Annotated in this window: 8 protein-coding genes and 2 tRNA genes; 5 read left to right on the top strand and 5 right to left on the bottom strand. The window is 53.7% G+C overall.

Annotation, left to right across the window (positions count from 1 at the left end; translation table 11 throughout):
• Nucleotides 1-228: 228 nt before the first annotated feature.
• Entirely contained in the window at nucleotides 229-3999 is a 3771-nt protein-coding gene (gene metH / locus EDC90_RS13340) for a methionine synthase (protein ID WP_132312437.1), read from the top strand.
• Nucleotides 4000-4552: 553 nt separating this feature from the next.
• Here metH and EDC90_RS13335 read toward each other — a convergent pair.
• The 3 genes from EDC90_RS13335 to EDC90_RS13325 form a co-directional block, all read right to left on the bottom strand.
• Nucleotides 4553-4627: transfer RNA gene (locus EDC90_RS13335), tRNA-Asn, on the bottom strand.
• Between the two features lie 159 nt (nucleotides 4628-4786).
• Nucleotides 4787-5455 (bottom strand): hypothetical protein, encoded by a 669-nt coding sequence (locus tag EDC90_RS13330; protein WP_132312434.1) that lies wholly within the window; start codon nucleotides 5453-5455, stop codon nucleotides 4787-4789.
• A gap of 40 nt (nucleotides 5456-5495) precedes the next feature.
• Nucleotides 5496-7406, bottom strand: a complete 1911-nt coding sequence (locus tag EDC90_RS13325) for a mechanosensitive ion channel family protein (protein WP_245511052.1) — start codon at nucleotides 7404-7406, stop codon at nucleotides 5496-5498.
• 327 nt (nucleotides 7407-7733) lie between these two features.
• Here EDC90_RS13325 and EDC90_RS13320 point away from each other — a divergent pair.
• From EDC90_RS13320 to EDC90_RS13305, 4 genes are all read left to right on the top strand, one after another.
• Nucleotides 7734-7807: transfer RNA gene (locus EDC90_RS13320), tRNA-Cys, on the top strand.
• A 343-nt stretch (nucleotides 7808-8150) separates the two neighbouring features.
• The gene (locus EDC90_RS13315; protein ID WP_132312431.1) at nucleotides 8151-8822 is read left to right on the top strand and encodes a protein-L-isoaspartate O-methyltransferase family protein; all 672 of its coding nucleotides are present in this window, start codon (nucleotides 8151-8153) and stop codon (nucleotides 8820-8822) included.
• A 211-nt stretch (nucleotides 8823-9033) separates the two neighbouring features.
• Nucleotides 9034-9753: a PopZ family protein gene (locus EDC90_RS21440; protein WP_132312429.1), complete on the top strand. Its 720-nt coding sequence runs from the start codon at nucleotides 9034-9036 to the stop codon at nucleotides 9751-9753.
• A 209-nt stretch (nucleotides 9754-9962) separates the two neighbouring features.
• Nucleotides 9963-12875: a valine--tRNA ligase gene (locus tag EDC90_RS13305; protein WP_132312426.1), complete on the top strand. Its 2913-nt coding sequence runs from the start codon at nucleotides 9963-9965 to the stop codon at nucleotides 12873-12875.
• 184 nt (nucleotides 12876-13059) lie between these two features.
• On the opposite strand, the gene rpsI is transcribed toward EDC90_RS13305, so the two are convergent.
• Entirely contained in the window at nucleotides 13060-13539 is a 480-nt protein-coding gene (rpsI, locus tag EDC90_RS13300; RefSeq protein WP_132312424.1) for a 30S ribosomal protein S9, read from the bottom strand.
• Nucleotides 13539-14003 carry a 50S ribosomal protein L13 gene (gene rplM / locus EDC90_RS13295; protein ID WP_132312422.1) on the bottom strand — a complete coding sequence of 155 codons (465 nt, stop codon included), beginning with the start codon at nucleotides 14001-14003 and terminating at the stop codon, nucleotides 13539-13541. The genes rpsI and rplM overlap by 1 nt, the downstream gene beginning before the upstream one ends.
• Nucleotides 14004-14368 lie beyond the last annotated feature (365 nt).

The following is a 14368-nucleotide window of genomic DNA, read 5'->3' as shown; positions in this document are numbered from 1 at the left end:
GAGCCCGACCACAATCTCGGGTACAAAGTTATACCTATTCGTTGTAAGGGTTCAACGCGGTTTTGTATTGATATCAATCATATCGAGTGAAATTCGTGCAACTTTGGCAGTGCATTGAACGTAACGTGAAGACATATCGGTGCTGTCAGGTAATATTAGAAATACACCGTATATTGACATAAAGATATCTTTATGTGATTTGCGACCTTTCGCATTTGGAGTTTGCTGATGTTTGATGATCTGTTCGGAGAAGAATTGCCCAGGCGTACCGGCTCTGAAATTCGCGCTGCACTTGAAAAAGCTGCGCGCGAACGCATTCTTGTTCTGGATGGTGCAACGGGTACACAGATTCAGGGGCTTGGCTTTGATGAAGACCATTTCCGTGGCGATCGGTTTGTCGGCTGCGCCTGTCATCAGCAGGGTAACAATGACCTCCTGATCCTGTCACAACCGAAGGCGGTCGAAGACATACACTTCGACTACGCAATCGCCGGAGCGGATATTCTGGAGACCAACACGTTTTCAGCGACTCGCATCGCGCAGGCCGACTATCAGATGCAAGACGTCGTCTACGATCTGAACCGCGACGGCGCGCGCCTTGCCCGTCGCGCGGCCATCCGTGCTGAAAAAGAAGACGGCCGCCGCCGTTTTGTTGCCGGTGCTGTCGGCCCGACCAATCGCACGGCCTCGATCTCGCCTGACGTTAATAATCCTGGCTATCGCGCTGTTTCCTTTGATGATTTACGGATTGCCTACCGTGAGCAGATTAATGGCCTGATTGACGGCGGTTCAGACCTGATTCTGATTGAAACGATTTTTGATACGCTCAATGCCAAAGCAGCCGTTTTTGCTGCACGGCAGGCGTTTGAGGACAAGGGGATTGAGCTTCCGCTCATGATCTCCGGCACGATCACCGACCTTTCAGGGCGTACACTGTCGGGCCAGACACCGTCAGCCTTCTGGTATTCGCTGCGCCACGCCAGCCCCTTTACTATCGGCCTGAACTGCGCGCTCGGTGCTGATGCCATGCTTCCGCATCTGCAGGAATTGTCGGGCGTTGCAGACACCTTCATCTGCGCTTATCCGAATGCTGGCTTGCCGAACGAGTTCGGACAGTATGACCAGGATCCGGATCAGATGGCCGAACTCATCCGGCCGTTTGCAGAGCAGGGGCTTGTAAACGTGATCGGTGGCTGTTGCGGTTCAACGCCCGATCATATTGCCGCATTGGCCGAGACGGTTTCGCAGTATCCCCCACGCGAAATCCCGGAGCATAAGCCGCTGCTGGCCTTGTCCGGACTCGAACCTTTCGTTCTCACAGAAGACATTCCTTTCGTGAATGTCGGTGAACGCACGAATGTGACAGGTTCGGCACGCTTCAGAAAACTGATTACAAATGCAGACTATGCAACGGCGCTGGATGTCGCCCGGGATCAGGTCGAGGCCGGGGCGCAAATCATCGACATCAATATGGATGAGGGGCTGATCGATTCTGAAAAGGCGATGGTTGAGTATCTCAACCTTCTGGCAGCCGAACCTGATATCGCGCGCGTTCCGCTGATGATCGATTCCTCCAAGTTTGAGATCATTGAGGCCGGACTGAAATGCACCCAGGGCAAAGCGCTGGTGAATTCAATTTCACTTAAGGAAGGCGAAGAGGATTTCATCGCCAAGGCACGCCTGATCCGCAATTACGGCGCTGCAACGGTGGTGATGGCCTTTGACGAGCAGGGGCAGGCGGATACATTCGAGCGCAAGGTCGATATCTGTACCCGCGCCTACAATATCCTCACCCGGCAGGTCGGCTTTCCGCCAGAGGACATTGTTTTTGATCCGAATATTTTTGCGGTCGCCACCGGCATTGAAGAGCACGACAATTATGGTGTTGACTTCATTCAGGCGACGAAAGCCATTCGCGAAAGCCTGCCACATACCCATATCTCCGGCGGTGTTTCCAATCTGTCCTTTTCGTTCCGCGGCAATGAACCCGTAAGACAGGCAATGCATGCAGTGTTCCTCTATCATGCCATTCAGGCCGGCATGGATATGGGCATTGTCAATGCGGGGCAGCTGATCGTTTATGAAACGATTGATCCGGAGCTGAAAGAAGCCTGCGAAGATGTCGTTCTCAATCGCCGCAAAGATGCCACGGAACGGCTTCTGGATATCGCCGAGCGGTATCGCGGAACGGGCAAGAGTGAAGAGCGCAAGCAGAACCTTGAGTGGCGTGAATGGCCAGTCGAAAAGCGGCTTGAACATGCCCTCGTCAACGGCATTACCGAATATATCGAATCCGATGTCGAAGAAGCACGGCAGGCCGCTGAAAGGCCACTGCATGTCATTGAAGGCCCGTTGATGGCCGGTATGAATGTCGTGGGTGACCTGTTCGGCGCTGGCAAGATGTTTTTGCCGCAGGTTGTGAAGTCGGCGCGCGTCATGAAACAGGGCGTTGCCGTTCTTCTGCCGTATATGGAAGAAGAAAAACGCCGGAACGGTGGTGAAGACAATCAGGCCGCCGGCAAGGTGATCATGGCAACGGTGAAGGGCGATGTCCATGACATCGGCAAGAACATTGTGGGAGTCGTTCTCGCCTGCAACAATTATGAGATCATCGACCTTGGTGTGATGGTCCCGGCAGAGAAGATACTTGCAGCGGCAAAGGAGCACAACGCCGATATCATTGGACTTTCCGGACTGATCACACCGTCACTGGATGAGATGGTTCATGTTGCAAGCGAGATGGAGCGGCAGGGTTTTGACATCCCCCTCCTGATCGGTGGAGCGACCACAAGCCGGGTGCATACGGCTGTCAAGATTCACCCCGCTTATCAGGCTGGTCAGGCGATTTATGTGACCGATGCCAGCCGTGCCGTTGGTGTGGTCAACAATCTTCTGACGCGGGAGCTGAAGGAGAAATACGTCACAGGCATCCGTGATGAATATGCCGAAGTTGCTGAAAAGCATCGCAAGGCGGAAGCCCGCAAAAACCGCTTACCGCTTGCAGCTGCACGCGCCAACCCCGTGCAGATCGACTGGCAGGCTTATGAGCCACATAAGCCATCTTTCTTCGGAACGAAGGTGTTTGAGGATTACGACCTGGAAACACTGGCGCGCTATATCGATTGGACACCTTTTTTCCAGACCTGGGAATTGCGCGGACGCTATCCGGATATTCTGGAAGACGAAAAACAGGGCGAGACAGCCCGTCAACTCTTTGCTGAGGCCAACGCGATGCTGAAGCAGATCATTGATGAAAAATGGTTCCGCCCGCGCGCTGTCATCGGCTTCTGGCCAGCAAACACGGTGGGCGATGACATCCGCGTTTACACGGATGAAACGCGTTCACAGGAGCTGGCGACTTTCTATACACTGCGCCAGCAGCTTTCAAAACGCCGCGATAGGCCAAACGTCGCCATGTCTGATTTTGTCGCTCCGCTGGAAAGCGGCAAGCCGGATTATGTCGGTGGCTTTGTTGTGACGGCCGGAATCGAGGAAGTGGCGATTGCTGAACGATTTGAACGGGCCAACGACGATTATTCGTCGATTATGGTCAAGGCACTGGCTGATCGCTTTGCTGAGGCCTTTGCAGAATGCATGCATGAGCGCGTCAGACGTGATTACTGGGGATATGCCCCGAATGAGGCTTTCTCCAACACAGAGCTGATTGGTGAGGCCTATGGCGGCATTCGTCCTGCGCCTGGATATCCTGCCCAGCCGGATCATACGGAAAAGCAGACACTGTTCGACCTTCTGGATGCGGAAAATGCAACTGGCGTCGAACTGACGGAGAGCTTCGCGATGTGGCCGGGCTCATCCGTTTCTGGTCTTTATATCGGGCATCCCGACAGCTATTATTTTGGCGTTGCCAAAATCGAGAGAGATCAGGTTGAAGACTATGCGGCGAGAAAGGGTATGAGCATCGCAGATGTCGAGCGCTGGCTGGCGCCGGTGCTTAACTACATCCCGGCAGATGCAGAAGAAAATGAGGATGCGGCGTAAGCCTTTTCCGTAGCTTTCAGCATCATGACATCGTTATTAAATTGCCTGAGGCGCGATCACACAAGCGCTTCAGGCCAAAGCAGCCCCCGGCACGCTTGCAATCCGAATCGGGGAGAGGATTGATCTGGCAATAATCTCTGTCCCGCTTGAGAAAATCCTTTTCCAGCGAAAAACATGATCGCTGCCCGCAACGAAGCGGGGCAACGCGGCGCGTTCAACCTATCCACAGTTTCTGTGAGACCATCACACAGCGACGCTCAAGCCCATCCGGCACACAATAAACCGTCCCCAGACAACCTCATTCACCGAAGAGGCGGAGCGCTTGTTGCCATCAAGCATGAGCACTGTGATGGACACTGCCATTCACGAAACTGTATGGGGCCGATGCATAGTCACAGGTTCCAAACCCCACAATCGGGCGTCGGAAACCTCAACATAGAAGATGTGGAACAGATAACATTGCAGATTATCGACAACCCGTTCGGCACGAGGTTGTCACCCGTGTCTTAGGCACATTCTGTTACCTATGTCTTCGGGCTGTACAGAAAAGAAATGGCTCCCCGGGTCGGATTCGAACCGACGACCTATCGATTAACAGTCGAGTGCTCTACCGCTGAGCTACCAGGGAACATTTGCGCCCGGTTGGGCGCTGCGGTGTGAGCGGGTTAATACAAACGCGAAGGCGATTTGCCAAGCCCTTTTTATAAAAAAAATGAAACAGATAATTTTCATCCACAATCGCATTGAATATCAGCGCGGCTATTGAGGCCAGGGCCGTCGGAAAAACCTAGGTAAACGGCTTCACCGCTCCAGTGTCCTTCTCAGTGTTTGGCCGTTCAGAATCATGGAGAGACCGCATGGCACTTATGATGCGTCTGCGTCCGCGACGGGAGCGAATCTGATGTGCCGAATAGCTTCTCGGTGAAAGAAGCTGTTCTGAACCATTCTGAAAGACATCAAAAACCCTTTCTGCGGCAACAGGGCGGTCTTCAGAGGCATAGGTGGCAGCAACCGTGATTTTGATACTCTGGAGCTTGTCATAAGAATCAAAGCCGTCAGGCGACATCGTTTCCACGAGGGCATGGAAAGAACCGATATCAATATGCTCGCCCGCATCGAGCGGTCCCTGGAACCATTTCGACCGTGGGTCACGCGCTTCGTATCGTTCAAAGCTCAGATTGCTGAGCGAGTAGCTGTGGTGCTGGTTCTGACCATCCTGCTCAAGCCAGAAGTCGAGAAGCACGGCATCGATGTATATGGCTTTCGCGCTCATATTCGCGATCAGGCAACGGCCGTTCAACGTCGGGCCAGCCCCGCGATTGATCAGGATCTTGGCCCTATGGCCCTCACGGTAGCTGCCGACGAGAATTTGCAGATAAATGGCCCAGATCAAGAGCGTAAATATGCTTGCAAGTGCATTGAGTGCAGTCGCATTTTCGCTGAACCAGTTCCACATCGGCCTCACCATCACATGATGACGGGCGACAGGCCACCCGTCAGGTTTTGCTGCTATTGCCGCTGGCGGAATATGACGTCTCGCCGGGCTCCTTATGGCCTGAAACGGCCTGGTCAGTGATCGGTTCCGGAATCTGATCGCGCGAGAGGTAAACAGTCGACGACGGGAAGGCGAAGCCTGCACCGTGGTTTTCAACAATCGAGCGAATCGAAATCAAAAGATCTTCCTGAACTTCGAGAAAGGCATTGAGATCTGTGGATGCGATGTTGGCATAAACATCAATCAGGATCGAAAAGTCGGCGTATTCGATAAGGCGAACACGCAGTGGCTCTTCAAGAACCGATTCGCTTTGCTCAAGAAGGTTCCTGATATCTGCGATGATCGCGCGCAGAACCTGAGATTCCGTTTCATAGCGCAGCCCGATTTTATGGCGGAACAGGAACACATCTCTTTGGCTGTAATTGATGATTTTGCGCTTGGCGAGGTCGGCGTTGGAAACGATGATCAGTGTTCGGTCGAGGGCACGAATACGGGTTGAACGGATACCGATCTCTTCTACGGTTCCGGACATATCCTCAAACTGGCAGAACTCGCCAACCCGGATGATCCGGTCAGCATAAAGGATCATACCACCAATAAAATTCTCCAGTGTTGGCTGCGCGGCCAGCGCAATCGCAAGGCCACCAACACCAAGACCAGCGACAACACCATAGATCGGTATTCCAATCCGCGTTGCGCCATACCCGAGAACAATGATCGCGACCAGAAATGACACGACTCTGAATGCTGTACGAATCAGGCTGACGTCGAGACTGGCCTTGTTGAAGGCAGAGCTTCGGCTTGTTGCAAGGTAGATCAATTGCAAAGCCTGATAGGTGAACCAGGCCGCAGCGGTCCAGATCGTAACGCTGGTCACAGTCGTCAGCAACACAAGCAGGCCGCCGGTGATGTTGATCTGCTCTTCACACAAAAACTGAAATGCATTCGCTATCACGATCAGAAGGGCCGGGTTGATAACGTGGCGAATTTGCCTGAGCGTCGGATCAACAGGAACAGCGCGACGCGCATTCCAGCGTGCAAACAGCATGATACCAATCAGGCTGAAAAGCAGCAGAAGCGCCATTCCCGCCCATTGCCAGACGGTTTGTCCGGAGAAGGTTTTTTGCAACCACGGCGGCCCGCTCAGGATATATTGATACCATTGCGGTGCAACGAGATTACCGGGCGTGTAGATGTAGTAGGAATAGAGATCTTCGCCGCGGTCAGAAGCAATCGGTAGCGCTTTAATGACATCGTAGTCACTTGGAATGCGATCGACTGTTCCTTGCGTAAACAGATACTCTCCCGCTCTCGGACCGTCTTCCTGCAGTGCAATAGTCAGGTTCGTTCCCGGAATTGTCCACCTTTCAGGTGGCTCCCGGTTATCTTGCGTCAAGCCTGCAGGCACGCCAGGAACCTCTTCAAGTGCCGGAAGATACACGCGGTCAAGGATTTCCTGCATCTGCAGAACGATTTCGACGCTTGCGCGTTCGCGCGACGCGGCAGGCACCGCCGACATATCGAAAGTGAGAGCAGCTTTTCCCAAAAGCGCGGAAACAAGCTCAAGCTGATCCTTTTCCTTAGAAGTCAGAAAAAAGTTGCTGTTGCTAAAAAACTGGTCACGCGTCTCAACCCAGAGATCGGTGGCAGTCCGCATAATAACCAGAAAGCTCTCCAGCGTGGCGCGCGGACTTTTCGTATCCGGTGGTGAAATTGGATTTTCCACCAGCGTTTTGTAGGCATGGATACGATCACTATCACCAATCGCAGTATCGTAAATCGTATCAAAGAGGTCTGACGCGGATCTTCTGCTGCCCGGTTCCTGTGCCATCATTGTTTGCGGGGCAACGAAACAGGCGAAAAGCAGAAGCAGCAATATGGCGAATGGCTTTCCGCCCGTACAGCCAGCCAATTCTCTTCCGAAACCATCTACGTTCATTCTGAGAAAACGAGTTTTTGAAAGTTTGCGCAAGAGAAATCCCCCGATTGCTCATAATGAAGAAGGGCAGAGCTGCCCGATGCTAAAAAGCGTCACTGCTAATGCATGACCCGGAGCATAGCCTGATTTTGTTGTGACGTTCCACACTTAAGCTTCACGATCAGAATTGCTCCCGAAAAAAGTCAGGGGTTCATTCCTGGGCACTTCAGGATTCTTTGAAGGATTTTTGTCACTTCGCTCTTGCACCCTTTTCGAAATCATTCTAAATGCCCGCCAACGCTTCTGAACAAGAAGCAGTGAGGCCTCGTGGCGGAGTGGTGACGCAGAGGACTGCAAATCCTTGCACGCCGGTTCGATTCCGGCCGAGGCCTCCATTCCTTCTCCTTCGAGAGCTTAACCTTTTGAAATGCGAAAACGGTCATGCCGTTGTGAAGCCGCCCAGGCACCTATAAAGTAGGTGACTCATTTGCTACCGCGCCTTTGTTTGTCTTCTACCGAAGCTTTTCTCTCGCCTTTGTCTCTTCAACAGATATACGAAATTCCCGATAGCGCTTGTTTTCGATTGATATCGGGTCGAAACTGCCTTGTCACAGACGTTGCGCACATCTATGAAAAACCAAGCTTTAGAGCACCATGGATCCATTCGGATACACAAAGGACGCACTAAGCTTTTTGAATCTACGCAGTGGCGAACCGGAAACTTGCGAGGTGAAGGCAATGATGAATTTCGAAGCGGCGCGCATTAAAATGGTAGAAAACCAGATCCGTACGACGGACGTTACGTCGCATCCGGTCATCTCGGCATTCCTGTCAGTGCCGCGCGAAGCTTTCCTTCCGCAGGAAAAGAAGGCGCTTGCCTATATCGATGAAGATATCCCGGTCAGCCAGGCTGCTGACGACAAGCCTGCTCGCTTCATGATGGAACCGTCGCCTTTGGCAAAGCTGGTGCAGCTGCTTGAGGTCAAGAAGAACGACGTCGTTCTGGTGGTCGGGTCGGGCGAAGGCTACTCAACAGCGATCCTTTCGCTTCTCGCAAACTCTGTTGTTGCCATCGAAAGCGATGAAAATCTCGCATCCGAATCCAGTCAGCATCTTGCTGATCTTGGTTACGACAATGCGGCTGTGGTCACAGGCAATATCGAGGAAGGTTACGCCCCGGAGGCACCTTACGACGCCATCTTCGTCAATGGCGCTATCGAGTTTGTTCCGCAGGCGCTGCTGGATCAGTTGCGCGATGGCGGGCGTCTGGTGGCCGTGGAAGGGTATGGCAATGCAGCGCGGGCACGGCTTTACTGGCGCGAGCGCGATGTCTGCTCGTATATCTCCGCATTCAACGCCGCGATCAGACCGCTACCCGGTTTCACAAAGGCGAGAGAGTTCGAGTTCTGATCCTTTAAGGTTGTTCCTTCTCCGACAGGACAGATTTGTACCGTCCTGATCGTGTTTGCGAATTGTGGCAGTCTGTTTTTCCAAGAGAATGAAAAATCTGTGTATAGATCCTTAAATTAGGATAGTTCCCGTCTGACTGTGGAAAGGCACACAGTATAGTTTGAACGAGTCGTGCCCAGTATTTTCGCCGTCAGGCGCAGAGAGGTCAGTAATGGCGCAGCCCAAAGCTCAGCAAGAACCGACGATGGAAGAAATCCTCGCTTCAATCCGCAGAATTATCGACAGCGGTGAAGAAACAGAGCGGGAGTTTTCCGGACGCAGCGATCCCAACCCGAGCGGTTATGATCGTGATCGTTTAGCCGCGGCCGGCGGGAGTGCCAGCGTTCATAACCTCATGCAGCCCGAGAGTTCTCAGACGGACGATGATTTAGCGGCAGACTGGGCCCAGAAAGAACCTGTCGTTGTTTCTCGAACCCATGGTGATCAGTCGTCTCAGTCGGCCGCGCCGAAAGATGAGAGCGCTCATGAAGAAACCGGGACGTTTTCAGGTGAGCTTCATGCCTCAGACTATATGGCAGAGCAGGAAGTCTATCCTGGTTCGATGGGCGAGGTTGCAGATCAGATAAGAGCGGCTTCCGCTGGTGAAGAAAAAACGGACGAGGTTTCGCCGGAGCCTTCTTCCACTAAAGAAGAGACCTCTGAAAACCAGCAAAGCGGGCTGGTTTCTGCGGATGCAGAAGCACGGATCACAAGTGCCTTGCAGGAACTGTCTGCAGCGCTGAGCCAGGAAGGTGTCCGCAGCATCGAGGAGATCGTTGCTGAAGAACTTCGTCCTCTGCTGAGCGCATGGCTTGATCAGAATATGCCTTCGATCGTTGAGCGTATGGTTGCCAAAGAGCTGGAGCGTATGCGCAAGCCAGCGCGCGATTGATGGCGCCTGACAACGTATCTTTTGAAAAAGCCGTCCCATTCCGGGGCGGCTTTATTGTTGACAGGTTTTGGCGCAACCGCTTAACAACATCTATCCTTCAAAGGCTGTCTGCCGATCAACGAGAGGCGGCCTCAAACATTGTTTTTGCGCGATAAAGCCTGTTTTCGTCGAACCGGCCTTTAGCGTCAAACTCGGGAATTGGCTTGAAAATGCTGGACAAGACTTATGACGCCAAGAGCGTCGAACCGAAAATCGCTCGCCGTTGGGAAGACGCAGATGCGTTTCGCGCTGGCGCCAACGCAAAACCCGGAGCCGAGTCTTTCAGCATCGTGATCCCCCCGCCGAATGTGACCGGGCAGCTGCATATGGGACACGCGCTCAATAATACGCTGCAAGATATCATGGTCCGTTTTGAACGTATGCGCGGGAAGGACGTTCTCTGGCAGCCGGGCATGGATCACGCCGGCATTGCAACGCAGATGGTTGTCGAGCGCCAGCTCATGGAAAAGCAGCTTCCCGGACGCCGCGAAATGGGGCGCGAGGCCTTCATCGACAAGGTTTGGGAATGGAAGGATGAATCCGGCGGCCAGATCCTCAACCAGTTGAAGCGCCTCGGCGCCTCCTGCGACTGGTCGCGCGAACGTTTCACCATGGACGAGGGCCTGTCGGAGGCCGTGCTTGAAGTCTTTGTCACCCTTTACAAACAGGGGCTGATCTACCGTGGCAAACGTCTTGTCAACTGGGACCCCGAGTTTGAAACCGCGATTTCCGATCTCGAAGTCGAGAACAAGGAAGTCGACGGCCACATGTGGCATTTCAAATACCCGCTGGCCGATGGCCAGACCTATACATATGTTGAAAAGGACGAGGATGGGAATATCACGCTTCAGGAAGAGCGCGATTATATTTCTATTGCAACCACGCGTCCGGAAACGATGCTCGGCGATGGAGCGGTTGCCGTTCATCCCTCCGACGAGCGCTATGCCTCGATCGTCGGAAAGCTTTGTGAAATCCCGGTTGGCCCGAAAGAGCACCGCCGCTTGATCCCGATTATCACCGACGAGTATCCGGATCCCGACTTCGGCTCCGGGGCGGTCAAGATCACCGGTGCGCATGACTTTAACGACTATGGCGTCGCACGGCGCAACAAAATCCCGGCATACCGCCTGATGGACGAAAAGGCAGCAATGCGCAGCGACGGCGAGCCTTACGCCGTCTGCGCTGCCGAGGCGATGGAGATTGCAAAATCGGGCACGCTTCCGAGCGAATCTGACGTTGACGACATCAACCTGGTGCCGGACGAGTATCGCGGTCTGGACCGCTATGAAGCGCGCAAGAAGATTATTGAATCGATCAATGCCGAGGGACTTGCCGTCACCATTGCAGATGAAGAAGGCAATGCCGTTCCGCTCGTTGAAAACAAGAAGATCATGCAGCCCTTCGGCGACCGTTCCGGCGTTGTCATTGAACCAATGCTGACGGACCAGTGGTTTGCCGATGCCAAAACGCTCGCCGAGCCTGCGATTGAGTCGGTCCGCGAAGGCCGTACGAAATTCGTGCCGAAGAACTGGGAGAAGACCTATTTCGATTGGATGGAGAATATCGAGCCGTGGTGCATTTCGCGCCAGCTCTGGTGGGGACATCAGATTCCTGCATGGTATGGCCCCGATGGCTCTGTTTTCGTGGAGAAGACAGAGCAGGAAGCGCTTGATGCGGCTGTTCAGCATTACATTTCCCATGAAGGTCCCTGGAAGGCATGGGTTGAAGAACAGCTTGAGAACTTTGAACCCGGCAACATTCTGACGCGTGACGAAGACGTTCTGGATACTTGGTTTTCGTCAGGCCTGTGGCCTTTCTCGACGCTTGGCTGGCCGGAGAAGACACCGGAGCTGGAACGCTATTATCCGACAAGCGTTCTGGTCACGGGTTTCGATATTATCTTCTTCTGGGTTGCGCGCATGATGATGGATGCGCTGCACTTCATGAAGGATGAGGACGGCAGGCCGGTCGAACCGTTCCATACGGTTTATGTCCACGCGCTGGTGCGTGACAAGAACGGGCAGAAGATGTCGAAATCCAAAGGGAACGTCATCAACCCGCTCGACCTGATCGACGAGTACGGCGCAGACGCAATGCGCTTCACCCTCGCAATCATGGCCGCGCAGGGCAGGGACGTGAAGCTCGATACCAGCCGTATCGCCGGCTATCGCAATTTCGGCACCAAGCTCTGGAACGCAACGCGCTTCGCCGAAATGAACGGCATGCGCCTTGATCCGGAATTCAAGCCCGAGGCCGCGACACAAACGATCAATCGCTGGATCCTGACAGAGCTTTCGCGAACAGCGGAAGATGTCACGCGCGCAATCGAACACTACCGCTTCAATGAAGCCGCCAGTGCACTTTATCACTTCGTCTGGCATGAGGTTTGTGACTGGTATCTTGAGCTTCTGAAGCCTGTCTTCAACGGAGAGGACGAGAAAGCCAAGGCCGAGGCACAGGCCTGCATCGCTTATGTCCTCTCGGAAACCTATAAGCTTCTTCACCCCTTCATGCCATTCATGACGGAAGAGCTTTGGGCGCATATCGGCAGTCAGGGTATGCTGGCGCATGCTGACTGGCACACACCGCTTCACCGCGATGAGAAGGCTGCAGAAGAGATCAACTGGCTGGTCGAGCTTATTTCCGGCATTCGCTCTGCCCGCGCTGAGGTGAATGTTCCGGCAGGTGCCATGGCCCCGCTGGTCTTCGTTGGGGCAAACTCTGAAACCCGCGAACGCACCGCACGTCATTATCCGGCGATCGAGCGCCTTGCACGCGTTGAATCGCTCGATTTCGAAACGGTCGCACCGAAGGGTTCTGCTCAGGTGATCGTCGGTGAGGCAACCGCCTGCATTCCACTCGGCTCCCTTATCGATATTGCCGCTGAAACCGCACGCCTTGAGAAGGCGATTGGCAAGATCGACAAGGACATCGAGAAAAGTCAGAAAAAGCTGGGCAATGAAAAATTCATCGCTAATGCTGACCCTGAAGTTGTTGCGACCGAACGTGAGCGCTTTGAAGAGCTGAATCAGCAGCGCAGCCAGCTTGCCGTCGCACTTTCTCGGGTAACCGAAGCCGAATAACGAAGAGCCGCAAATAGTCTGAATAGGAAGGCGCCTGATCCGATCAGGCGCCTTTTTTGTATCATCTCGCGTGCCGAAATGCACAAGCAGCCTGCATCAACGCAAACAAAAAAGGCGAAACCACGCGGGTCTCGCCTTCTTAAAAACTTGTCTGCAAAAGCGGACGATAGCCCGCCCTTGTCGATTAGCGCTTGGAGAACTGGAACGAACGACGGGCTTTCGCGCGGCCGTACTTCTTACGTTCAACAACACGGCTATCGCGTGTCAGGAAGCCACCCTTCTTGAGCACAGAGCGCAGGCCCGGCTCGTAGTAGGTCAGGGCTTTAGAAATGCCGTGACGGACAGCACCGGCCTGGCCGGAAAGTCCACCGCCGGTGACTGTTGCGACGATATCGAACTGGCCATCACGCGCAGTTGCGACGATCGGCTGCTGAAGGACCATCTGCAGAACCGGACGGCCGAAGTACTCGGTGAAGTCCTTGCCGTTGACGGTGATCTTGCCTGTGCCAGCTTTAACCCATACGCGGGAAACAGCGTCTTTACGCTTACCGGTCGCGTAAGCTCGGCCAAGGTCATCAACCTTACGTTCATGCACAGGGGCTGCAGGGGTTTCTTCAGCGGTGGCGACATCGCCAAGTGCCTTCAGATCGGAAAGCTCGGCCATTATGCGCTCCTCACATTCTTCTTGTTGAGCTTTGCAACGTCGAGGGCTTCGGGCTGCTGAGCTTCATGCGGGTGGTTGGTACCGGCGTAAACGCGCAGGTTCTTCATCTGGCGACGGCCAAGCGGACCGCGCGGGATCATGCGCTCAACAGCTTTCTCAATGACACGTTCCGGGAAACGGCCTTCGATAATCTGGCGCGCATTGCGTTCCTTGATACCGCCGGGATAACCCGTGTGCCAGTAATACATTTTGTTATAGTATTTCTGGCCGGTCAGGACGACTTTGTCTGCATTGATCACGATGACGTTGTCGCCATCATCAACATGCGGGGTGTAAGTGGCTTTATGCTTGCCGCGCAGACGCATGGCAACGAGCGAAGCGAGACGGCCGAGGACGAGGCCTTCGGCATCGATCACGATCCACTTCTTTTCCACCTCTTCAGGCTTCTGGGAGAAGGTAACCATTGTTGATACTCTCAAATTGATCTGCATCCATAAGGAGCAGACGTTTCTTGTTGCTTTTCTTGATGGTAATTCATCAAGACTGAAAACACCCGCTTCGGGAGCGAAGTGTTTGCGCGTTTATAAGGGCAGGGCGGTGAACCGTCAAGTTGAAACAGCGACCGATCTTCACATTTTATAAAGCAAAATCAACATCTTAAAATTGAGGTATAATAATACCACTACACAGTCTCCAAAACCTGCACCTTCGGGAGCATTTACACTTGTGGCCTTAGAGTCTGTTCAAGAAAGCGGATAGCGGGCGAGCCGCCTTGTCATGAGCTTGATCATCGCGGTCTGGATGAAGGCGAGGCTTGTTGCCGAGAACC

Source organism: Martelella mediterranea, from assembly GCF_004342225.1.
GTDB lineage: Bacteria > Pseudomonadota > Alphaproteobacteria > Rhizobiales > Rhizobiaceae > Martelella > Martelella mediterranea_B.
The sequence above is the reverse complement of the archived record's forward strand: the minus strand, read 5'-3'. Positions and strand labels throughout refer to the sequence as shown.